This window comes from Fusobacterium massiliense (assembly GCF_900095705.1).
Lineage (GTDB): Bacteria > Fusobacteriota > Fusobacteriia > Fusobacteriales > Fusobacteriaceae > Fusobacterium > Fusobacterium massiliense.
Genome location: NZ_LT608326.1, coordinates 177,667 through 201,517, shown reverse-complemented (window position 1 = coordinate 201,517; position 23,851 = coordinate 177,667). Strand labels below are relative to the sequence as shown.

24 protein-coding genes are annotated in these 23,851 nt (G+C 27.4%); 21 read left to right on the top strand and 3 right to left on the bottom strand.

The window, feature by feature from the left end:
* Window positions 1-20: 20 nt before the first annotated feature.
* From tyrS to BQ2505_RS03360, 7 genes are all read left to right on the top strand, one after another.
* Window positions 21-1,229, top strand: coding sequence for a tyrosine--tRNA ligase (gene tyrS / locus BQ2505_RS03390; RefSeq protein WP_074016389.1), 1,209 nt, complete (start codon window positions 21-23; stop codon window positions 1,227-1,229).
* A 17-nt stretch (window positions 1,230-1,246) separates the two neighbouring features.
* Entirely contained in the window at window positions 1,247-1,732 is a 486-nt protein-coding gene (locus tag BQ2505_RS03385) for a GNAT family N-acetyltransferase (protein ID WP_074016388.1), read from the top strand.
* Window positions 1,733-1,915: 183 nt separating this feature from the next.
* Entirely contained in the window at window positions 1,916-2,572 is a 657-nt protein-coding gene (gene nth, locus BQ2505_RS03380) for an endonuclease III (RefSeq protein WP_074016387.1), read from the top strand.
* Between the two features lie 71 nt (window positions 2,573-2,643).
* Window positions 2,644-3,819, top strand: coding sequence for a cysteine desulfurase NifS (gene nifS, locus BQ2505_RS03375; protein ID WP_074016386.1), 1,176 nt, complete (start codon window positions 2,644-2,646; stop codon window positions 3,817-3,819).
* 62 nt (window positions 3,820-3,881) lie between these two features.
* Window positions 3,882-4,259: a Fe-S cluster assembly scaffold protein NifU gene (gene nifU, locus BQ2505_RS03370; protein ID WP_074016385.1), complete on the top strand. Its 378-nt coding sequence runs from the start codon at window positions 3,882-3,884 to the stop codon at window positions 4,257-4,259.
* A 378-nt stretch (window positions 4,260-4,637) separates the two neighbouring features.
* Window positions 4,638-5,927, top strand: coding sequence for a D-alanyl-D-alanine carboxypeptidase family protein (locus tag BQ2505_RS03365; RefSeq protein WP_074016384.1), 1,290 nt, complete (start codon window positions 4,638-4,640; stop codon window positions 5,925-5,927).
* Window positions 5,928-6,141: 214 nt separating this feature from the next.
* Window positions 6,142-7,632, top strand: coding sequence for a carboxypeptidase M32 (locus tag BQ2505_RS03360; protein WP_074016383.1), 1,491 nt, complete (start codon window positions 6,142-6,144; stop codon window positions 7,630-7,632).
* 141 nt (window positions 7,633-7,773) lie between these two features.
* Here the strand turns inward: BQ2505_RS03360 and BQ2505_RS03355 are convergent, their stop codons facing one another.
* Window positions 7,774-8,442, bottom strand: a complete 669-nt coding sequence (locus tag BQ2505_RS03355; RefSeq protein WP_074016382.1) for an L-fuculose-phosphate aldolase — start codon at window positions 8,440-8,442, stop codon at window positions 7,774-7,776.
* On the bottom strand, window positions 8,432-9,805 hold the full coding sequence (locus BQ2505_RS03350; protein WP_074016381.1) for an aminotransferase-like domain-containing protein: 1,374 nt from the start codon (window positions 9,803-9,805) through the stop codon (window positions 8,432-8,434). The genes BQ2505_RS03355 and BQ2505_RS03350 overlap by 11 nt, the downstream gene beginning before the upstream one ends.
* A gap of 161 nt (window positions 9,806-9,966) precedes the next feature.
* Here BQ2505_RS03350 and BQ2505_RS03345 point away from each other — a divergent pair, with 161 nt between their 5' ends.
* The 6 genes from BQ2505_RS03345 (at window position 9,967) to BQ2505_RS03320 (ending at window position 17,486) form a co-directional block, all read left to right on the top strand.
* Complete coding sequence (locus BQ2505_RS03345; RefSeq protein WP_074016380.1) at window positions 9,967-11,124, top strand: iron-containing alcohol dehydrogenase; 1,158 nt, start codon at window positions 9,967-9,969, stop codon at window positions 11,122-11,124.
* A gap of 12 nt (window positions 11,125-11,136) precedes the next feature.
* Window positions 11,137-12,432, top strand: a complete 1,296-nt coding sequence (locus BQ2505_RS03340; RefSeq protein WP_074016379.1) for a Na+/H+ antiporter NhaC family protein — start codon at window positions 11,137-11,139, stop codon at window positions 12,430-12,432.
* Between the two features lie 22 nt (window positions 12,433-12,454).
* Window positions 12,455-13,504: a s-methyl-5-thioribose-1-phosphate isomerase gene (locus BQ2505_RS03335; protein WP_074016378.1), complete on the top strand. Its 1,050-nt coding sequence runs from the start codon at window positions 12,455-12,457 to the stop codon at window positions 13,502-13,504.
* A gap of 11 nt (window positions 13,505-13,515) precedes the next feature.
* On the top strand, window positions 13,516-14,658 hold the full coding sequence (gene mtnK / locus BQ2505_RS03330; RefSeq protein WP_074016377.1) for an S-methyl-5-thioribose kinase: 1,143 nt from the start codon (window positions 13,516-13,518) through the stop codon (window positions 14,656-14,658).
* 110 nt (window positions 14,659-14,768) lie between these two features.
* The gene (locus tag BQ2505_RS03325) at window positions 14,769-16,289 is read left to right on the top strand and encodes an AbgT family transporter (RefSeq protein WP_074016376.1); all 1,521 of its coding nucleotides are present in this window, start codon (window positions 14,769-14,771) and stop codon (window positions 16,287-16,289) included.
* Between the two features lie 15 nt (window positions 16,290-16,304).
* Complete coding sequence (locus BQ2505_RS03320; protein WP_074016375.1) at window positions 16,305-17,486, top strand: M20 metallopeptidase family protein; 1,182 nt, start codon at window positions 16,305-16,307, stop codon at window positions 17,484-17,486.
* 230 nt (window positions 17,487-17,716) lie between these two features.
* Here BQ2505_RS03320 and BQ2505_RS03315 read toward each other — a convergent pair whose 3' ends face one another.
* On the bottom strand, window positions 17,717-18,385 hold the full coding sequence (locus BQ2505_RS03315) for a cupin domain-containing protein (RefSeq protein ID WP_074016374.1): 669 nt from the start codon (window positions 18,383-18,385) through the stop codon (window positions 17,717-17,719).
* A 168-nt stretch (window positions 18,386-18,553) separates the two neighbouring features.
* On the opposite strand from BQ2505_RS03315, the gene mreC reads away from it, so the two are divergent.
* The 8 genes from mreC to BQ2505_RS03275 are packed head-to-tail and all read left to right on the top strand — an operon-like array spanning window position 18,554 to window position 23,840.
* Window positions 18,554-19,369: a rod shape-determining protein MreC gene (mreC, locus tag BQ2505_RS03310; protein WP_074016373.1), complete on the top strand. Its 816-nt coding sequence runs from the start codon at window positions 18,554-18,556 to the stop codon at window positions 19,367-19,369.
* A 9-nt stretch (window positions 19,370-19,378) separates the two neighbouring features.
* Window positions 19,379-19,954, top strand: coding sequence for a hypothetical protein (locus BQ2505_RS03305; RefSeq protein WP_074016372.1), 576 nt, complete (start codon window positions 19,379-19,381; stop codon window positions 19,952-19,954).
* Window positions 19,955-19,970: 16 nt separating this feature from the next.
* Entirely contained in the window at window positions 19,971-20,654 is a 684-nt protein-coding gene (recO, locus tag BQ2505_RS03300) for a DNA repair protein RecO (protein ID WP_074016585.1), read from the top strand.
* Complete coding sequence (locus tag BQ2505_RS03295; RefSeq protein WP_074016371.1) at window positions 20,648-21,118, top strand: PTS sugar transporter subunit IIA; 471 nt, start codon at window positions 20,648-20,650, stop codon at window positions 21,116-21,118. Before recO ends, BQ2505_RS03295 begins: the two co-directional genes overlap by 7 nt.
* A 12-nt stretch (window positions 21,119-21,130) precedes the next feature.
* Complete coding sequence (gene nrdR, locus BQ2505_RS03290) at window positions 21,131-21,580, top strand: transcriptional regulator NrdR (protein ID WP_074016370.1); 450 nt, start codon at window positions 21,131-21,133, stop codon at window positions 21,578-21,580.
* 17 nt (window positions 21,581-21,597) lie between these two features.
* A complete protein-coding gene (gene fmt, locus BQ2505_RS03285; protein WP_074016369.1) occupies window positions 21,598-22,530 on the top strand; it encodes a methionyl-tRNA formyltransferase in 933 nt (310 codons plus the stop codon).
* The gene (locus BQ2505_RS03280) at window positions 22,524-23,375 is read left to right on the top strand and encodes a bifunctional 5,10-methylenetetrahydrofolate dehydrogenase/5,10-methenyltetrahydrofolate cyclohydrolase (protein WP_074016368.1); all 852 of its coding nucleotides are present in this window, start codon (window positions 22,524-22,526) and stop codon (window positions 23,373-23,375) included. Before fmt ends, BQ2505_RS03280 begins: the two co-directional genes overlap by 7 nt.
* A 15-nt stretch (window positions 23,376-23,390) precedes the next feature.
* Window positions 23,391-23,840: an ACT domain-containing protein gene (locus tag BQ2505_RS03275; protein ID WP_074016367.1), complete on the top strand. Its 450-nt coding sequence runs from the start codon at window positions 23,391-23,393 to the stop codon at window positions 23,838-23,840.
* Window positions 23,841-23,851: the final 11 nt, after the last annotated feature.

The window sequence follows — 23,851 nt, the reverse complement described above, 5'->3', positions numbered from 1 at the left end:
AAAATTTTTAGGGGGATAAAATGGCGAATGTATATGACGTCCTTATGGAAAGAGGATATTTAAAACAATTCACTCATGAAGAGGAAATGAGAGAAATCTTAGGAAAAGAAAAAGTTACTTTTTATATAGGTTTTGATCCAACAGCTGATAGTTTACATGTTGGGCATTTTATAGCTATGATGTTTATGGCTCATATGCAACAACATGGGCATAGACCGATAGCACTTGCTGGTGGTGGAACTGGAATGATAGGAGATCCGAGTGGAAGATCAGATATGAGAACTATGATGACAGTTGAAACTATAGATCACAATGTTGATTGTATAAAAAAACAAATGGAAAAATTTATAGATTTTTCAGAGGGAAAAGCTATACTTGTAAATAATGCTGATTGGTTGAGAAATTTAAATTATCTTGAATTTTTAAGAGATGTTGGAGAGCATTTTTCTGTTAACAGAATGCTTGCAGCTGAATGTTACAAATCGAGAATGGAAAATGGATTATCATTTTTAGAGTTCAACTATATGATAATGCAAGCTTATGATTTCCATGTGTTAAATAGAAAATATAATTGTACTATGCAACTTGGTGGAGATGACCAATGGTCAAATATGATAGCAGGGGTTGAACTTATAAGAAGAAAAGATAGAAAACAAGCTTATGCTATGACTTGTACTTTACTAACAAATAGTGAAGGTAAAAAGATGGGAAAAACAGCAAAAGGTGCATTATGGCTTGACCCTAAAAAGACTAGTCCATATGAATTTTATCAATATTGGAGAAATGTAGATGATCAAGATGTTGAAAAATGTTTAGCTCTTCTTACATTTTTACCTATGGATGAAGTTAGAAGATTAGGAGCACTAAAAGATGCTGAAATAAATGAAGCTAAAAAAGTTTTAGCTTATGAAATTACAAAAATTATTCATGGAGAAGAGGAAGCTAAAAAAGCTAAAGAAGCAACAGAAGCTCTTTTTGGTGGAGGAAATAATTTAGAAAATGCTCCAAAAATAGAAATTACAGAAGATGATTTTTCTAAAGAACTTTTAGATATATTAGTTGAAAGAAAAATATTAAAGACTAAGAGTGAAGGAAGAAGACTTATAGAACAAAATGGAATGTCATTGAATGATGAAAAAATTAGTGATGTTAAGTTTTTACTAAGCTCAGAAACTTTAGGACTTCTAAAAATGGGGAAAAAGAAATTTTTTAATATAGTGAAAAAATAGAGATAGTGGTGGTATTTTTGATCAGATTCAAAGTAAGAAAAATGAAAGAAGAAGACATTGAGACTGTGTATAAAAATTTACACTTAGATTTTGTGAATAAGTATTTTAAAAGCATAGAAAAACAAAAAGAAGTACATAAAAATCATGATAAATGGTATAGATCTCATCTTTCTTCTGAAGAATATTTAATTTATATTTTTGAAAATGATTCAGATGAATTTGTTGGCTTAACAAGTTATCAACTTTTAGAAGATAAAGCCCTTGTCAGTATTTATGTTAATAAAAATTTTCGTGGTAAAAAATATTCTAAAAGTATTTTAGATTTAGGTATATTAGAATTTTTAACTCATAATAAAAAAAATATAGAAAAGATACAAGCTAATATTTTAGAAGAAAATTCTATTTCAAAAAAAATATTTATAGATTTAGGTTTCACTTTACAAAATGAAGTAGAAATTGGAAAAGATGGACTTGAATATCAAGTTTTTATTAAATATTTATAGTGAGTTATAGAAAAAATTACAGGCAATTATAAAATTAAATAGTGAAAGTACTCTCTGATGTCCGTATTAGTCGAACCTATATTCTTTGAACTCACAGAACTAATACGGCTATCAAGAGGCTTTATTTAACTATTTCTATACGTTAATTTTAAAAATAAAAATTGATATAATTAAGAGGATACAATGACAAAAAAGGAAAAAGTAAAAAAAATTTTAATTGAATTAGAGAAAAAGTTTGGGAAACCAAAGTGTGCTTTAAACTATCAAACTCCTTTTGAACTTCTAGTTGCTGTTATTCTTTCTGCACAATGTACAGATAAAAGAGTTAATATTGTTACAGAAGAAATGTTTAAATATGTTAATAAACCAGAAGATTTTGCTTATATGCCTTTAGAAAAAATAGAGGAATATATAAAAACTACTGGTTTTTTTAGAAATAAGGCTAAGAATATTCAAAAATGTAGTCAACAATTGTTAGAAAAATATAAGGGAGAAATTCCACAAGGTATGGATCAACTTACAGAGCTTGCTGGAGTTGGAAGGAAAACAGCAAATGTTGTAAGAGGAGAAATTTGGGGATTAGCTGATGGAATTACTGTAGATACGCATGTTAGAAGAATTACAAATTTAATAGGACTTGTGAAAAGTGAAGACCCTATAAAAATAGAACGTGAACTTATGAAAATAGTTCCTAGAGAATCTTGGATAGATTTTTCTCATTATATTATTTTACATGGAAGAGCAACTTGTATTGCAAGAAGACCAAAATGTTCTGCTTGTGAGATAGTAGACTATTGTGAATATGGGAAAAAGTTATTAAACATAACTAAAAAAGTCTAAATTATTTCTTGACAAAAATGCTAAAGAATGGTATATATATTTATAGAAATTATTAGGGAGATGAATTTTATATGAAAGTTTATTTAGATAACAACGCAACAACAAAAGTTGATGAAAAAGTAGTTGAAGCAATGATACCTTATTTTTCTGAATATTATGGTAACCCATTCAGCATGCATTTATTTGCAACTGAAACTGGAAAAGCTGTAACAGAATCAAGAAAAATAATAGCAGATATATTGAAAGCAAATCCAAGTGAAATAATTTTTACTGCATCTGGAAGTGAATCTGATAATATGGCAATCAGAGGAATAACTAGAGCATATAAACATAGAGGGAAACATATAATTACAACTTCTATTGAGCATCCAGCAGTAAAAAATACTTTTGTGGACTTAATACAAGACGGTTTTGAAATTTCTGTAATACCTGTTGATGAAAATGGTGTCATTAAAATAGATGAATTTAAAAAAGCATTGAGGGAAGATACAATACTTGTTAGTGTTATGCATGCAAATAATGAAGTTGGAACTTTTCAACCGATAGAAGAAATTGCAAAAATAACAAAAGAACACAAAATAATATTACATGTTGATGCAGTTCAAACTATGGGGAAATTACCTATCTATCCTGAAAAAATTGGAATAGATTTATTATCATTTTCAGGGCATAAATTTTATGCTCCAAAAGGAATAGGAGTATTATATAAAAGAGATGGTGTTCGTTTAGGTAAAGTTTTAACAGGTGGAAACCAAGAATCTAAAAGAAGACCAGGAACTTCTAATGTTCCATATATAGTTGGAATGGCTAAAGCTTTACAAATGGCAACAGAAACTATGGAAGAAGAATGGAAAAAAGAAGAGGAATTAAGAGATTATTTTGAAGCAGAAGTAGTTAAAAGAATTCCAGAAGTTGTTGTAAATGGGAAAAATGCAAAAAGATTACCAGGAACTTCAAGCATTACTTTTAAATATCTTGAAGGGGAAGCAATGCTACTTAATTTAAGTTTAAAAGGAATAGCAGTAAGTTCTGGGTCAGCTTGTTCTTCAGACAGTTTACAACCATCACATGTATTGATAGCAATGGGAATACCTGCTGAATTTGCTCATGGAACTTTAAGATTTTCATTAGGAAAATATAATACAAAAGAAGAAATAGATTATACAATAGAGTGTTTAGTTGAAATAATTTCAAAATTGAGAGAACTTTCTCCTTTATGGAATGCTTTTCAACATAATAAAAATTAATTAGTTAAATTCTATAGAAGTTGAGTAAATAGTTAAGATACAATTAGAGGAGATGATTATAAATGCAATATACAGAAAAAGTAATGCAACACTTTATGAATCCACAAAATGTTGGAGTAATAGAAAATCCAGATGGATATGGAAAAGTTGGAAACCCGTCTTGTGGAGATATAATGGAAATCTTTATAAAAGTTGATAAAGACATTATAACAGATGTAAAATTTAGAACTTTTGGTTGTGCTTCGGCAATAGCAAGTTCATCTATATCAACAGAAATGATAATTGGAAAACCAGTTGAAGAAGCTTTAAAAGTAACAAATAAAGCAGTTGTTGATGCTTTAGGGGGATTACCAGCTGTAAAAATGCACTGTTCTGTTTTAGCAGAAGAAGCTATTAAAATGGCAATAGAAGACTATATTTCAAAAAGAGATGCAAAATAAATAAAGAATAAGAAAAGTTGCTATAAATTTTGTAGCAACTTTTTTATTTGTTTTATTTTGTAGGAAAGTATAAATTTAATATAAAAATTAGTCTCCGACGTCCGTATTACTCTGGAGAGCATTTCGATGAGCTCGGAAGAGTAATACGGCTGTCAGGAGATTTTTTTAAGTAAAAAAATAAAAAAAATTATATTTTGTGATATAATGAAAGATGTCATTTTAATAAAAGTAAATTTTTTATTTTATAGTAAAGTATAAAATTAAATGCTTATTAGTCTCTGACGTCCGTATTAGTTCGAAGAGCCTGTGTTCATTGAGCTCGTAGAACTTATACGGCTGTCAAGAGACTTTATTTAAGTTTTAACAGGAGAAGTAAAAATGTATCAAAAATTTAAAGTTTTATCAATGGTAATGTTATTATCAACTACTATTTCTTTAGATGTTTTTTCTAACGAAATCCAAGAAATTACAACTTTAGAAGATTATTCTAATAATATTTTGGATCAAAATTTTAAAAAGGAAGAACCTAAACTTGAGAATGTTGAAATAAAAGAAGTAAAGAAAATAATTGAAGATAGAGAGATAAAAAACGAAGTAAAAATTGAAGAAATAAAAAAACTAGAAAAAGTAAAAGAAATAGTAACTAAAGAACTTACTAAAAAAGAAAAAAAAGAAGCTGTAAGAAAAGCTCTTCCTATTTTTTCTAAGTCAAAAATTGAAAATGTTTCTAAAAAAATAAAAAATGAAAAAACAGAAACTAACAAGAAAAATGAAATAAAAGCTCAAACAAAATCTTTAGATATATATAAAAAGGAGCCTTTAGCTTTAGAAGAACCTGAAAATCCAAATGAAGATAAGAAAGAAGTTACAAGAACTAAGTATCATCACAATGGTGTTGAATGGGAATTACCTGATAATTTTAGGTCTGTATTGATAGGAGATTTAAAAGGAAATATTATTTTTTCAAAAGATGCTAATATAAAATATCCTCTTGCTTCCGTAACAAAAATTATGACACTTTTAGTTACATTTGATGAGATAAATGCAGGAAATATATCACTAACAGATGAAGTAACAATAAGTAAAAATCCTTTAAGATACGGTGGTAGTGGAATACCATTGAAAGCTGGGCAAGTATTTACTTTAGAAGATTTAATAAAAGCTTCGGCAATATATTCAGCAAATAATGCAACTTATGCAATAGCCGAATATGTCGGGAAAGGTAGTGTTAGTAATTTTGTGAAAAAAATGAATGCAAAACTTGATAGTTTAGGTTTATCAAATGAAATAAGTTACTACACTCCAGCAGGATTACCTACAAGAGTGACTAAGCAACCAATGGATGAAGGAACAGCAAAAGGTATTTATAAATTGTCAATAGAAGCTTTAAAATATAAAAAATACTTAGAAATAGCAGGAATTACTTCAACAACAATACATAATGGAAAAATAAAGATAAGAAATAGAAACCACTTATTGGGAGAAGAAGGAATTTATGGTATAAAAACGGGATATCATAAGGAAGCAAAATATAATATAAGTGTTGCTAGTAAAGTAAATGGAAAAGATGTTATAATTGTTGTTATGGGAGGAGAAACTTATAAGGCAAGAGATGGAGTTGTTTTAGAAGTTCTTGATACCTATAAAAAGAATTATTTGAATAGATAAAATAAAAATCCCTTGAAAGTAGTATGGACTTACTTAGATATTTTTTAAAAATAACTGTGCATTTCAAGGGACTTTATTTTTATAGGAAAGTATAAAATTAAATAGCAAAAATCAGTCTCTGACGTCCGTATATTTAGTTCGAAGAGCCTGTGCTCATTGAGTTCGTAGAACTCATACGGCTATCAAGAGACTTTATTTAATACCAGGAGGAGAAATGAGAGAAGAATTTAGAGAATTAGTTAAGAAGAAAAATAGAATAGGAGCTAATTTAGCTTTAGTTTACTGGGATTTAGAAACAAAAACTCCTAAAAAATCAAGAGCTTATCTTTCAGAGTTAAGTGGAGAGCTAAGTATGCAAGAGTATAATCTTTTTACATCTGAAGAATTTGTAAATCTTGTTGAAAATTTAAATAAGAATAAAGAAAGTTTATCTGATATTGAAAAAAAAGAGATAGAAATTTCATTGAAAGAAATAGAAAGAATGAAGAAAATTCCTGCTGCTGAATATGAAGAATATTCAAAATTAACTAGCTTAAATCAAGGGATTTGGGAAGAAGCAAAGAGTAAAAAAGATTTCTCTATTATAAAAGAGGGACTTGAAAAAATATTTTATTTTAGTAAAAAGTTTGCTGAATACAGAAAAACAGATGAAAAGAATTTATATGATGTATTGTTGAATGATTACGAGAAAGGAATGGATACAGAAAAATTAGACAAATTTTTTGCTGAATTGAAAAAAGAAATTGTACCTTTCTTAAAGAAAATTCAAGAAAAGAAAAAACAACTGGAAGAAAAAACTAGATTAAATGTTGAAGTTGATGAAGAAAAACAAATGAAATTTGTTAAATTTTTAGCAGACTATGTTGGCTTTGATTTTGATAAAGGACTAATTGAAACGAGTGAACATCCTTTTACTTTAAATTTAAATAAAAATGATGTTAGATTAACAACAAACAATAAAAAACAATTACCTTTTTCAACAGTTTTTTCTATAATTCATGAGGCAGGGCATGGTATCTATGAGCAACAAACTGCAGATGAACTTATTGATACTTTGTTAGGAACAGGTGGAACAATGGGATTGCATGAATCTCAATCAAGATTTATGGAAAATTTAGTTGGAAGAAATATAAACTTTTGGAAACCTTTATATAAAAAAGCACAAAATTTTTATCCTTTCCTAGCGGATATAAAATTTGAAGATTTTATGAGAGAAATAAATACTGTTCAAACAGGACTTATTAGGGTAGAGTCTGATGAATTAACATATTCACTTCATATTATGATAAGGTATGAAATAGAAAAAATGATGTTTTCTGAAAATATAGCCATAGATGATTTACCAAAAATTTGGAATGAAAAAGTTAAAGAATATCTTGGAATTGAGCCTAAAAATGACTCTGAAGGCTTAATGCAAGATGTGCACTGGTATTGTGGATTGGTGGGGTATTTCCCATCTTATGCAATAGGAAATGCTTATGCTTCTCAAATATACAATACTATGAAAAAGGATTTTGATGTAGAAAAAGCATTAGAAAATGGAGAATTAAAGAAAATAACTGATTGGTTAGGATCAAAAATTCATAAATATGGAAAATTAAAAGATACTCCTGAAATTATTAAAGAAGTTACAGGAGAAGAGTTGAACCCTAAATACTATATTGAGTATCTAAAAGAAAAATATGGGAAAATATATGGTGTGTAGAAAATTTGTAGGAGATATTCATACCTTTATCAACAACTGTATAAGGTAAAAATAATAGAGACTGTGAACTTATTTCTGTAAATTTTATTTTCTATGATTGGAATTACTTAGTTTTTCACAGTCTCTCTCACATTTTTCTCGTTATATTTCATCATGTTCTTCTATTCTTTTCCCGTAATTTTTAAATCTATCTATCATATGTAACATTTCTTTTTCAGAGAGTATTTTGGGGGCACCTATAGATTTTGATATACAAAAAATTTCTGAACAAAATTCTACATTTTCTGCTATATTATACGCTTCTTCTAAATTTTCTCCAACGGCGATCATTCCATGATTACTAAGTAATACGGCTTTTCTATCTTTCATTGTATTAAAAGCGTTTTTAGCCAACTTCACTGTACCGTATGTAGCATACTCAGCACAAGGAACATCGACCCCAGCGACAGCAAGTAAATAATCTATTGCAGGTAATCCTTTTAGTGAAGTACAAGCTACTGCAGTTGCAAATTTTGAGTGTGTATGAACGACGGCTTTTATTCCTTTTCTATATTTATAAAATATTCTATGCATATCTAATTCACTGGAAGGGACTTTATCACCTTCAATTATTTTTCCGCTTTCTACATCTATAATAACAATATCTTTAGGTTCCATTTTAAAATAATCTATCCCGCTAGGAGTAATTGCCATTATTTTTTGATTTTTATCACATATACTTATATTTCCTCCTGTTCCTTTTGTTAGGCCATCTTTAACCATTTTTTGGCAATATTTTATAATTTTTTCTCTTTCGTTTTCAAACTTCATTATTTTCTCCTTTTTCAACTGTTTTTAAAAAAGATATAACTTCTTTAATTTTTTTTATTCCATTTTTTATTTCTAAAAATGAACTTGTTGCAAATGATAATCTAAATTTACTGTTATTTCTTTCATCTTTATAAAAAATATATCCAGGTAATATTAATACCCCTTCATTTTTACATAATTCATAAAACAAGTCTTCATCTATTTGTCTATTTAATTTTAACCAAATAAAAAAACCTCCTTTTGGAATATTCATTATTTTTAATTCAGGTACAGCTTTTAATTCTTTAACTAGAAAATTTAATTTGTTTTTTAAATCCATTCTTATTTTATTTAAAAAAAAATTAAAATATTCACTTTGTAAAAACGTATAAGCTATATTCTCTTGAAGTTTAGAATTTTCTATTGAAAATACAATTTTTTCCATTAAGAATTTTTCTTTAAACTTATCTGGAACAGCTACATAAGTAAGCCCAATTAATGACCCTAGTAATTTAGAATAATCTTTTATATAAAATATTCTTTCTTTTCCTATTCTGTCTAAGCATTTAAATGAGGTAAGTTTCTTATCAAAAAATAATGATGAGTAATTATCTTCTTCAATTATATAAAAGTCAAATTTTTCTGATAATTCAAGAAGATATTGTTTTTTCTCTTCCGACCAACATATACCAGAGGGATCTTGATAGTTGGGATTTACATAAACTAGATCTATTTTTTCTGAGGATAGAATATTTTCGAAATCCTTAAAATCCCAACCATCTTCTAATAAGTGGATTCCTTTTATTTTGCTCAATTTATCTAAAATATTAATAACACTGTAGTGACTTGGATCTGAAATTGCAATAGTTAATTTATTCTTATTCGATAGTAATCTTATAATCATCTCTATTGTTAATTGAGAACTAGAGGTTATAAATATATCGGATTCTGGAATAAATATTTCCTCTTTTTCTAAAAGATCTGATATAAGCGAAATTGTTGTTTCCTTTTCAATATGGATTAATTTTTGTTTATCTAATAGAAATGATACAAAATTATTATTTAAATATCTTTTAAATGGAGCTATAGATGTAAAATTAATAATATCTGAATTTTTATTTTCAGCATCATAATAATTTTTTAGTATAATCTTTACTTGCTTGTTTATTTGAGAATCCTTTCTTTTGTTTACAAAATATCCTACTGCTGAAATTGGAAAAATATAACCTTCTTCTTTTAGTATTCTAAAAGAGTATACTACAGTATTTCTTGATGTTTTATATTTTTGAGCTAATTGTCTTAAGGAAGGAAGCTTTTCTCCAACTTTCCAATTGCCTTTTAATATTTTAATTTTTATGTCTTGGACAATTTCTTCATACTTCATATAACTAACTCCTTTTTTCTAATATTTTACTATTATTTTTTAAAAAATCAATACTTTTATAACTGTTACTGTACAGTTTTTTCATAAATACTTTACTTTTTTTAAAAAATTAGATATAAATATAGTAGATAATTTTTTATATTTTTAAAGGGGATGGTACGATGGAAAATTTTAATTTTAAAAATAGTACAAGAATTATATTTGGAAAATTCAACTATAATGAAATTCTAAGAAACATTAAATTTTATTTCAGGGAGAACTCAAAAGTTTTATTGCATTATGAAAATCAAGGGGAAATAATCAAAAAAATAGGAATTTATGAAAAGATTATCTCTCTTCTCAAAGAAAACAATATTGATTTTATTGAACTTGGAGGTGTTGTTCCCAATCCAAAACTTTCGTTAGTGTATAAAGGAATAGATATTTGTAAAAAAGAAAATGTTTCTTTTATTTTGGCGATAGGTGGTGCTAGTGTTATTGATTCAGCGAAAGCTATTTCATTAGGAGCTGTATATGACGGAGATGTTTGGGATTTTTTTTGTGAGAAAAATAAACCAATATCTACTTTAGGAGTAGGAACAATTCTAACTATTCCGGGATCTGGATCTGAAATGTCAGAAAGTATTATTATAACTAATGAAACTAATTATGAAAAAGCTGTTTGTGATTCTGAAATTAATTTCCCAAAATTTTCAGTGTTGAATCCAGAGGTTTGTTATACCGTTCCAAATAAATTAATGGCTGCTGGAATTGTGGATATCTTGTCTCATCTTATGGAGAGATATTTTACAAAATCCACAGATACTGAATTAAGTGATTCATTGATTGAAGCTGCTATGAGAACTGTCATAAAATATGGACCTCTTCTTTTAAAAGATAGAAATAATTACAATTATTGCTCACAAATTATGTGGGCAGCAACAATAGCTCATAATGGCATGATTGGCTGTGGTAGAATTGCTGATTGGGCTTCTCATAGAATAGAGCATGAAATAAGTGCTATTTATGACTTAACTCATGGTATAGGGATGGCAATTATCTTCCCGGCTTGGATTGAATATGTTAAAAATACAAATTTAAACATTTTTAAAAAATTCTTTCAAAATATTTTTGATATTTCAGATATAGAAGAAGGAATAAAAGTGTTAAAAAGTTTTTTTAAAGAGCTTGGTTTAAAAATAAAATTATCTGATTATGGGATAACAGATGAAAATTTTTCATTAATGGCTGAGAAAGCTTTAAAAAATTCTATATCAATTGGAAAATTTGTGAATTTAGACAAAAAAGATATTATCAATATTTTGTATTTAGCTAGATAGGGAGGATACTTTATGAATAAAAAAAGTAATTTTATAGGTTTATTTCCATTATTAATTTTTTTACTAATTTATGCAGGAACAGGTATATTTACAGATAAAATTGATAATATGCCTTTGCTTGTAGCTTTTGTGATAACTATTGCAGTTTCCTTTTTATTTAATAATCCAAATAAAGAAAAAATAAATTTTGAAAAAAAAGTGGAGATATTTTGTAAAGGTGCGAGTGACTCCACATTATTATTATTAGTAATAATTTTTTTGTTAGCTGGAGCTTTTTATTCTGTTGCTGATGGTATGGGAGGAGTAAAATCAATGGTTAATCTTGGATTGACTTTACTACCTTTAAAAATGTTACTTCCAGGGTTATTTATAATTGGATGTATTTTAAGTTTTTCGATGGGAACTTCAATGGGAACTGTATCAGCTTTAACACCAATTGCTGTAGGTATTGCAAATGAAACTGGAATTGATTTAGCTCTTGTCTGTGGAGTTGTTGTTGGAGGAGCTATGTTTGGAGATAACTTGTCTTTTATTTCTGATACAACGATAGCTGCAACAAGAACACAAGAAGTTGATATGAAAGATAAATTTAAAGTTAATTTTTTTATTGTTTTTCCGGCAGTTATAATTAATATTATAATTTTGGCTTTTATAGGAGGGAAAGGAGTTCAAGGTGCTATTTATGATTATAATTTAATAAATTTAATTCCATATATTTCTATTATAATTTTAGCTTTAGTAGGCGTCAATGTTATTATAGTTTTGAGTATAGGGGTTTTACTTGGTTTAATTATAGGAGTTTTTAACGGTTCTTTCACATTCGTTGAAATGTTTTCAATTGTTCAAAGAGGAATGGGTTGGATGGAAAATATGGCAATTATAGCTCTTGTTGTTGGAGGCGTGGTAGCTCTAATGGAATATTTAGGTGGAATTGACTACTTGCTTGAAAATTTGACAAATAAAATTAAAACAAAAAAGGGAGCTGAATTTGGTATTGCATTGTTAGTAAGTTTATTATGCTTAGCTACTACAAATAATACTGTTTCTATTATTACAGCTGGGCCATTAGCTAAAGATATAGCTGATAAATTTTCTGTAGATAGAAGAAGAGTAGCGGGGCTGTTGGATATATTTTCTTCAGCATTCCAAGGATTAATGCCTTATGCTGGACAAATACTAGTTGCGGCAGCAATGGCACAGATATCTCCGATAAGTATTGTTTCATATTCATGGTATTCTATTCTTATGATAATAATGGGAATTTTAGCAATTATAACAGGTATTCCTAAAATGAAAGAAAATAAATAAATTAGAAAAGGGAGGTTATGTAATGCAAAGAATGGATGATGGTTTAGCTTTCTTATTAAGGTATGAAAATGTTGCTTGGTATGAAAATGGGAAAGTAAAAATACTAGATAGAAGGATATATCCAAAAGAAATTAAATTCGTTATTTGTGAAAGTTATTTGGAAGTGAAGGAAGCAATAGCAAATATGGTTACTCAAAGTGCTGGACCATATACTGCTGCTGGGATGGGAATGGCTTTAGCTGCTTATCAAGCTAAAAATTTAAATAAAAATGAAAAAATTAAATTTTTAGAAGAAGCTGCCTATTGTATCTCTACGGCAAGACCAACAACTATGAATAGGATGAGAATAATTACAGATTCTTGTTTAAGAGTAGCAAAAGATGCTATTTATAACAATCAAGAACCTATAGATGCTATTTTTAATCGAACGTTTGCTTCGTTAGAAAGACGTTATAAAAGGATGAGTATTGTTGCAAAAAATCTAGTAACTTTATTCCCACAAAAAGCAAAAATTTTGACTCAATGTTTTGGAGAAACAATTGTTGGATGTATGGCTAGAGAAATTAGAAATCAAGATAAGGATATCGAATTTTTTTGTGCTGAAACCAGGCCCTATTTACAAGGAGCTAGATTAACTGCTAGTGTTTTAAAAGAACAAGGTTTTAAAACAACTGTAATAACTGATAATATGGTAGCTTGGACTATTTTACAAAAAGGTATTAATATATTCACTTCTGCAGCTGATAGCATATGTATGGATGGGAATATTGTAAATAAAGTGGGAACTTTTCAAATAGCTTTACTTTGTAAGCACTTTGGTATTCCGTATTTTGTTACTGGGATACCTGATATGAACAAATTTAGAGATAATATTGTTATAGAAGAAAGAAATGAAGAAGAAGTTCTTTCTCTTAATGGACAAAAGCATACTTTAAATGGAGTTAGAGCTTATTATCCAGCTTTTGATATAACTCCACCATATCTTATTGATGGAGTAGTAACAGATAAAGAAATATTTTCTCCTTATAACTTGAGTAATTATTTCAAAACAGATACAGAAGAATATTATTAATGGAGGTCTTTATGAGATATGCTAACCATTTTTTATTAGATTGTAATGAAGCTATTAATTATACTAAAGAAAAAGGACTTTTTTCTAAAGAAACAAACTTGGTTTGTCAGGAAATTGGAGATGGAAATATAAATTATATATTTAGAGTAAAAGATGAAAAAACAGGTAAATCCATAGTTTTGAAGCAAGCTGATAAGTTATTACGTTCTTCGGGGAGAAATTTAAGTCTAGCAAGAAGCCAAATTGAGGCTAATATTCTAGAGATTGAAAGTAAGTTAGCTCCAAACTATGTCCCTAAAATATATTTATATGATAAAGCTATGTGTGTGCTAGCTATGGAAGATATCTCTAATTATAAAAATTTAAGATTAGAACTTATGAAAGGAAAAATATTCCCAAATTTAGCAGAAAATATTGCAGAATTTTTATCGACTACATTACTCCTTACAACAGATTTATTTATGGACAATAATGAAAAAAAAGAAAATGTGAAAAAATTTATTAATCCAGAATTATGTGCTATAAGCGAATGTTTAGTTTTTACAGAACCATATAATAACAATAAAAGTAGAAATATTATAAGTGAGGGGAATGAAGATTTTGTAGAAAGAAAATTATATAAAAATTTGGATTTACAATTTGCAGTTTTAAAGTTAAAAGAAAAATTTATGACTTATAGTCAATCATTAATTCATGGAGATCTTCATTCAGGTTCTATTTTTATTAATGAGAATGGAATAAAAATAATAGATCCAGAATTTTCATTTTATGGACCAATGGCATATGATATTGGAAATGTTCTTGGGAATTTATACTTTCCTTTATACAGAGCTAAATACTTTATGGAGAATAGTAAAGAATTTGTTGAATGGCTAGAAGAGACAATAAAAAATATTCCTGAACTTTTTTATATAAAATCTAAAAAATTATGGAATAAAATTCCAAATAATAATTTCTTTAAAAATGAAACTTATTTTGAATATTATATAAAAACAATTTTAGAAGATTCTTTAAAATATGCTGGAACTGAGATTATTCGTAGAGTTGTTGGAGATTCGAAAGTGTTAGAACTTACTAGTTTAAAAATTTCAGAAAAAAAATTAGAGTTTGAAAGAGAATTAATAAATAAAGCTATTTCATTATTAATCGAATAAAATTTTTGTATTAAAATATGCATAATATACTACTTTTAGATAAATATATAAATAAAAAGTAGTAAAGTAGAAATATAATTAGAGATTGATTTATAATTTAGGGGGATATTATGGAAACAAATAAAAAAGTTGAAAAAGAAAAATTGAGTTTTTTAAACAAGATATTAAATAAAGTTGAAGTAATTGGGAATAAAATGCCGGACCCTACATCAATTTTTTTAATATTGTGTATTTTAATTTTTATTATTTCATTTATACTTAGCAAGTTTGGAGTTTCAGTAGAGCATCCTGGAACAAAAGAAATTATAAAAGCAGAAAATTTATTAAGTTCAGATAACCTAAAAGCTATTTTAGTTTCTACTGTAAAGGTTTTCCAAACATTCCCACCATTAGGAGCTGTTTTAGTAACAATGATAGGGATAGGGCTAGCTGATAAAAGTGGATATTTAGAAGTTTTATTGACATTAACAATAAAAAAAGTACCTAAAAGATTAATTTACTTCACAGTTGTATTTGCAGGTTTAATTTTTACAGCTATTGGTGATGGGGGTTTTATAGTTTTACCTCCATTGGCAGCAATAATATTTATAAATATTAAAAAGAATCCTCTAATTGGGATATTTTTATCATTTGCTGGTGCTGCAATAGGTTTTTGTTCAGGATTTTTTGTTGGAATGAATGATATACTTTTGAGTTCATTCACTAATCCAGCAGCTCAAATATTAGAATCAACTTTCCAAAAAAGTCCTACTATGACTATTTATTTTAATATGGCAAATGCCATATTACAAATTTTTATAATAACATGGGTAACTGTAAAATTTATAGAACCAAGATTTCCTGTAAATGAAGAACATTTTAAAGATAATGCTAATACAGAAATTGGAGATTTAGAAAAGAAAGGAGTAAAATATGCAAGTATTTCTTTCTTATTAGTTATTGCTTTTATAGTATTTTTAGCAATAGGACCAAATGCGTTTTTAAAAGATGAAAACGGATCTTTGATTTCTGTAAATTCTCCTTTAATGGGTGGATTAATTTTCTTTATGTCAGTAGTTTTTTTGATACCAGGTTTTGTTTATGGTAAAGTTATTAAAAAAATAAAAACTGATAAAGATGCAGTAAAATTAATTTCAACTTCTCTTAGTGAAATGGGAGGATATATATTAATAGTTTTTGTATCAGCACAATTTTTAAATTTATTTACAAAAAGTAATTTAGGTATAATAATGGCAATAAAAGGAGCAAATTTAATAAAAGCAGCAGGTTTCAAAGGATTACCACTTATAATAACTTATGTTATTTTAGTTGCTTTTATTAATTTATTTATAGGAAGTGCTTCAGCAAAATGGGCAATTTTATCTCCTATATTTATTCCAATGTTTATGTTATTAGGTTATGATCCAGCTTTAACTCAAATGGCTTATAGAATAGGAGATTCATCTACAAATATGATTTCACCATTATTTCCATATGTTCCATTATTATTAGCAGTAGCAAATAAATATGATAAGAACTTTGGTTTAGGAACTTTGATGGCTAATATGATTCCTTATTCTTTGATAACATTGGTTGGAAGCCTTTTATTATTTACAGTTTTCTTTATTTTCAATATTCCATTTGGAATATAACATTAGGAGGTTAATATGGAAGAAAAAATTAAAAAATTATCTGAAAAATATTTAGAAAGAGTTATGGAACTTAGAAGAGAACTTCATAAATATCCAGAACTTGGTTTTGATTTATTTAAAACAGCAGAAATAGTAAAAAAAGAATTAGATAGAATAGGAATTCCATATAAGTCTGAAATAGCTAAAACAGGTATAGTAGCTACTATCAAAGGTGGAAAACCTGGGAAAACTGTACTTTTAAGAGCTGATATGGATGCTTTACCAATAACAGAAGAAAGTAGATGTGGTTTTAAGTCAACTCATGAAGGAAAAATGCATGCTTGTGGACATGATGGACATACTGCTGGACTTCTTGGAGTTGGGATGGTCTTAAATGAATTAAAAGATGATCTTTCTGGAAATATAAAATTACTTTTTCAACCTGCTGAAGAAGGACCTGGTGGAGCAAAACCAATGATAGATGAAGGAGTTTTAGAAAATCCAAAAGTAGATGCAGCTTTTGGTTGTCATATTTGGCCTAGTATAAAAGCAGGGCATGTAGCTATAAAAGATGGGGATATGATGACACATACGACTTCATTTGATGTTATATTCCAAGGTAAAGGAGGACATGCTTCACAGCCTGAAAAAACAGTTGATACAGTTATGGTGGCTTGTCAAACTGTAGTCAATTTTCAAAATATAATCAGTAGAAATATTTCAACTTTAAGACCAGCTGTTTTATCTTGCTGTAGTATTCATGCTGGAGAGGCACACAATATAATACCAGATAAGTTAGTTTTAAAGGGAACTATCAGAACCTTTGATGAAGGTATTACAGATCAAATAGTTAATAGAATGGATGAAATTTTAAAAGGGATAACTAATGCTTATGGAGCTTCTTATGAATTTTTAGTAGATAGAATGTATCCAGCATTAAAAAATGACCATGAATTATTTAAATTTTCTAAAAATGCTTTAGAAAATATTTTAGGAAAAGATAATATTGAAGTTATGGAAGATCCCGTTATGGGGTCTGAAGATTTTGCATATTTTGGAAAACATATCCCATCATTCTTCTTCTTTGTTGGAGTTAATGATGAACAATTAGAAAATGAAAATATGCTTCATCATCCAAAGTTGTTTTGGGATGAAAAATATTTAATTACAAACATGAAAAGTCTATCTCAACTGGCAATAGAATTTTTAAATAAATAATATAAAGAGCCGTTATAAAATAATAAAAATCATTATTGAGTAATATTTAATGATGATAAAGATTAATTTTAAAACGGCTCCTATTTTTATTCTATAAGAAAGTATAAAATTAAATAATAAAAAATAGTCTCTAACATCCGTATCAGTTCGAAGAGCTTATGTTCATTGAGCTTGTAGAACTCATACGGTTGTCAAGAGACTTTTTTTAATATTATTATAGATAACTTCACTTAATCTTTTACTAAGATTAATAACATTTTGAAGTTTTCAATTCCTTCAACTGCATGAGGTATATTAGCTGGAAGTACAGCACTTTCCCCAGTATTTAATACAAATTCTTTTCCGTCAACAATATATTTTCCTTTACCATCTAAAACAGTAACTAAAGCATCTCCAGGAGCTTTGTGTGGGTCAAGACTTTCACCTTTCCAAAAAGCCATAACTGACATAATAAGATTTTGTTTTGCAACTAAATTTTTACTAACAATTTTATCTTTTTGATATTCAACAATGTCTTTTAAATTAAAAGCACTAGCAGCATCAAACATATTTAAAGTTTTATTTTCCATATTAACTCCTATCTTTTCTCCTATTTCAATAATTTTAAATTTATCCAATGAACGCACAGAATAATTATTATTTGCTGGAATTTCTAAAAATTCATTTTCTTTAATAATAACTTTTTGATTTTGAATATCAAATTCTCCACTTCCATTAAAACAAAAGTAGTATCTATTTCCAAGCATAGCTTCAGCAGATATTTCTTCAAATTTATCAAGTGCAAAAAACGATACATAACTATTAGAATAATTTATAACTCTAGTACTAACAACTTCAGCCGTTTTTGCTTCAATAAAATTATTTAAAGAAAATGGTTTTGCAACTTCAATTTTCACCATTCAAACATCACTCTCCTTACCTATAGATATAATACCATAAAAGGGTTAGAGTTGTCCAAAAAAATAATATAAAATTATTAATTGCTTTACAAAAATAGAACAATATAATATAATTAAATGATAATTATTAATAAAATTTTATTTTTATATAGGGAGATTTTTAGATAGATGAAAAAGGATAACAAAGTAAAATTTATTTTATCTATACTAGTAGTAATAATAGTAATAATGCTAATTTTTAATAGATTTTTATTTGGATTAAAAGATGGTATTGATGATATGGCATTACCATTACAAAGTAAAATTTTTAGTATTTCAACTAGAATAGTTGGTATAAAAGATAGTATATTTTCTCATGATAATATAGTTGAACAAAATTTGAAGTTAAAAGAAGAAAACATGAGATTAAAAATAGATGAGATGAAAAATAAAGAAGTTCAGGAAGAAAATAAAAGATTACTTGAACTTTTAAAAATGAAAGAAAATCTTTATTTCAAAGATGGAATAAAATTTACAAGAGTTATATTTAGTGATGCTGATAATATGAATAATAAAGTTTATATAGATTTAGGAATCAAAGATGGAATGAAAGTAGATATGGTAGCTATTTATGGGGAATATCTAGTTGGTAAAATATCAAAAGTTTATAGAGATTACTCTGTGGTTGATTTAATAACAAATCCGAAGTCTATGGTAAGTTCAAAAACAACTGAAGATGTTTTGGGAGTTACTAGAGGTAGCGATGAAGAGAATGGACTTTTATATTTCCAAGCATCAATATTTGATGAAAGAATAACGGTTGGAGATGAGGTTATCACATCTGGAATTAGTAATATTTATCCGGAAGGCTTAAAAATAGGTAAAGTCTTGAGAATAGATGAGAAAGAAAATTATGCTTACAAGACAATAAAAATGGAACCAGGATTTAAAACTAAAGATTTAAGAGAACTGGTGATAATAAATAGTGTAAAAAATCTTCAATAGGAGGTTAAGATGAAGAAAATAATACTTTTAACTTATTTTTTACTTCAAGTTTTAGTATTCTCGGCAACCAAAAGTTTATCTACTATAAAGACATTGAAATTTAGTGTTAATGAAATAACAACAGTAAACTCTAAAAAGAGAGAACTTAAGTATTCAATAGATTTTAAGTTACCTAATAAAATAAAGAAAGAAGTTTTGTATCCAGATTTGAACAAAGGAGAAATCTATATTTATGATTATTCTAAGAATAAGAAGTCAGTATATCTTCCAATTTTTAATGAGATAAAAGAAAATAGCATAGACAGTGAGGAAAATAGAATTATTAGTGCTATTAACAAAATAATAGTAGCTGAAAAAAACGATAAAAAATTTAGAGAAGATTATCAAAATCAAAAAAGATTACTTTTACAAATAGATAAAAATATAGAAATTGAAATACTTGATTATTTGAATCAAGAGGACTATATATTTCCAAAAATTATAATAATAAAAGAGAATAATATAAAAGTAGGAGAAGTTAGCATAGGTAATTTAGTCGTGAATAAGACTTTAGAAAATAGCTTATTTGAGCTTAATAAAAAATAAGAAAAACAGAGGAGAAATGTTATTTTTAAGAAGTAAAGGGATAGTAATTTCAAAAACAGATGTTGAAGAAGCAGATAGATATATAACTGTTTTCATGGAAGAATTTGGAAAAGTATCGGTTTTTGTCAAAGGAATTAGAAAAAGTAAAAAAAGAGACAAAACAGCAGTTGATATACTATCTGAAACAGATTTCTTATTTCATATGAAAAATGAAAATATAATATTGTCAGATTTTTTTAGCATAGATAACTATAAAAACATAAAGAAAGATATTGAAAAATTAAATGTGGCTCTTTATATATTTTCTGTTTTAAACCAAGTATTAGTAGAGAATGGGAAAAATAGAGGTATGTACACTCTTTTAGAAAAAACATTAAGATATCTTGATAAAACAGAGGATATGAGAAAAAATTATTTACTAATAGTCTATTTTTTGTACCAGATTATAAAGGACGAGGGTATAGACACAGGGAAAAATGTAGATTTTTTCATTGAGGAAATAAATAAAAAAGTATCAATTTTAGCAAAAGAAATACTAAAAAGTCTATTTGATGAGAAATTGAAAAGAATAATAGATGATGAAAAGTATGAATTTACATTTATAAAGGAAGTTATTTTATTATTGGAATTTTATATTAATAAAAATTTAGATATAGGAATAAATGCAGAAAAAATGTTATGGGGGGCATGGATATGGTAAATTCTGTGAAAATAACCGATTATATCACAGAAGATTTAATCGATTTAGATTTAAAATCAAAAAATAGAGAAAGTATTTTGGTAGAATTATCTAAACTATTGGAAAGATCTAAAAATATATTAGTAGAAGACAACGATATCTATAAAGCTTTAGTTGATAGAGAAAAATTAGGAAGTACAGGAATAGGAAAAGGAGTTGCAATTCCTCATGCAAAAACTGAAAGTGCAAAAGAACTTACAGTTGCTTTTGGTATAAGTCGTAAAGGAATAGACTTTAATTCTATGGACGATGAAGAAGTTCATATCTTTTTCGTTTTTGCTTCGCCTAATAAAGATAGTCAAATATATTTAAAAGTATTGGCTAGAATATCAAGATTGATAAGAGAAGAAAATTTTAGACAAAATTTAATGGATTGTAAGACTGCAAAAGAAGTAATAGCTTGTATTGCAGAAAAAGAAAATTAATTAGGAGGTTCTATGAAGTGTCCTTTTTGTTCTTCTGAAGATACAAAAGTTGTGGATAGTAGAACAGCAACAGATGGGTCAACAAAAAGAAGAAGAGAATGTAATAATTGTCAAAAAAGATTTAGTACATATGAAAGATTTGAAGAAAATCAAATATATGTAGTAAAAAAGGATAAAAGAAGAGTTAAGTATGATAGAAATAAATTACTTAATGGACTTACTTTTGCAACAGTAAAAAGAAATATAAGTAGAGATAAGTTAGATGAGATTATAGCAGATATAGAAAAAAGTTTACAAAATTCACTTGTGAATGAAATTAGTAGTAAAGAACTAGGAGAAAAAGTCCTTGAGAAACTAAGAGACTTAGACCAAGTTGCTTATGTTCGTTTTGCCTCTGTTTATAAAGAATTTGATGATATAAAATCTTTTATGGAAATTGTTGAAGAAATTAATAAATCTTAATTAAGAGAGGAAGTGTAATGAAAATAATTTTTATGGGAACTCCAGAGTTTGCAGTTCCTAGTTTAGAAAACATAAATAGAAATCATGAAATATTATCAGTTTATACAAAAGTTGATAAACCAAATGCGAGAGGAAAAAAAATAAATTATTCTCCAGTAAAAGAATATGCTCTTGCTAATGATTTAAAAATATATCAACCAGAAAGTTTCAAAGGTAGAGAAATAATAGAGGAAATAAGAGAGCAGAAACCAGATTTAATAGTAGTTGTTGCGTATGGGAAAATATTACCTAAAGAAGTAATAGATATACCAAAGTATGGAATAATAAACCTACATTCTTCATTATTACCAAGATATAGGGGAGCAGCACCAATAAATGCAGCCATAATAAATGGAGATGAAAAAAGTGGAGTATCTATAATGTATGTTGAAGAAAAACTAGATGCAGGAGCTGTTATATTACAATCTGAAACGACAATTTTAGATGAAGATAGTTTTTTAACATTGCATGATAGATTAAAAATTATGGGAGCAGACTTGCTATTAGAAGCCATAAATTTAATAGAAAAAAATGAAGTAAAAGCAGTAAAACAAGATGAAAATTTGGTTACTTTTGTAAAACCGTTTAAAAAAGAAGATTGCAAAATAAATTGGGAAAAAGCGAGTAGAGAAATTTTTAATTTTGTTAGGGGTATGAATCCTTTACCAACAGCTTTTACTACTTTAAATGGAAGTGTTATGAAGATTTATTCTACTGAAATTTTAGATAAAGTTTATGATAGTAATTGTTGTGGAGAGGTTGTAGACTATATCAAAGGAAAAGGTGTGGTTATAAAAACGCTGGATGGTAGTTTGATAATAACTTCAGCAAAGCCAGAAAATAAAAAACAAATGTCTGGTACAGATTTAATAAATGGAAAGATTTTAAAAAAAGGTGAACAACTATGTTAATGGACGGAAGAGAAACAGCAAAAGAATTAAAGAAAAAAATAAAAATGGAAATAGACGACATAAAGAGAATATACGGAGTAACTCCAACAGTTGCTTCTATATTAGTTGGGAATGATCCTGCCTCAGAAGTTTATGCTAATTCTCAAATAAAATCTTACCAAGATTTAGGGATAGAAACACAGAAATATTTTTTTAGTGGAGAAATATCTGAAGCCTACTTACTAAATTTAATAGATAAATTAAATAAAGATACAGAAGTTGATGGGATAATGATTAACTTACCTCTACCTTCACAAATAAGTGCTACTAAAGTATTAAATAAAATAAAACTTGTAAAAGATGTTGATGGTTTTAAAGCTGAAAATTTAGGGCTTTTATTTCAAAATAGTGAAGATTTTATTTCTCCATCTACTCCTGCGGGAATAATGGAGTTAATAAAAGCATATGAAATAGATTTAGAAGGTAAAGATGTTGTAGTTGTAGGAAGAAGTAACATAGTTGGAAAACCTGTGGCAGCACTTGTATTAAATAGCCATGGAACAGTAACTATTTGCAATAGCCATACAAAAAATTTATCAGAAAAAACAAAAATGGCAGATGTTTTGATATCTGCTGTTGGAAGACCTAAATTTATTACAGAAGACATGGTAAAAGATGGAGCAGTAGTTATAGATGTTGGGATAAATAGAGTTAATGGTAAATTAGAGGGAGATGTCGATTTTGAAAATGTAAAGAATAAGACATCTTATATAACACCGGTTCCAGGCGGAGTTGGGGCAATGACAGTAGCTATGCTACTTTCAAACATACTAAAAGCTTTTAAAGCAAATAGAGGAATTATTTAGCTATATGGAGGAGAGATGAAATATAAAGAAAAAAAAGAGTTTTATATTGTAGATAAAAGAATTTTACCTAAGTCGATTCAAAATGTTATAAAAGTTGATGACTTAATAGCTAAAACTAAAATGTCTAAGTATGCAGCAATAAAAAAAGTTGGCATAAGTAGAAGTACTTATTATAAATATAAAGATTACATAAAGCCTTTTTACGAAGATGGAGAAGACAAAGTTTATGGATTGCATTTGTCATTGCAAGATAGAGTAGGTATATTATCAGATGTCTTAGATGTTATAGCTCATGAAAAAATTAGTATCTTAACTGTAGTACAAAATATGTCGGTAGATGGTATTGCAAAATCTACTATACTTATAAAAGCATCAGAAGATATGATAAAAAAGGTAGATAAAATGGTAACTAAAATTGGTAAAATTGATGGAATAATTGATATTAGAATAACAGGAAGTAATTAAACTAAAAATAA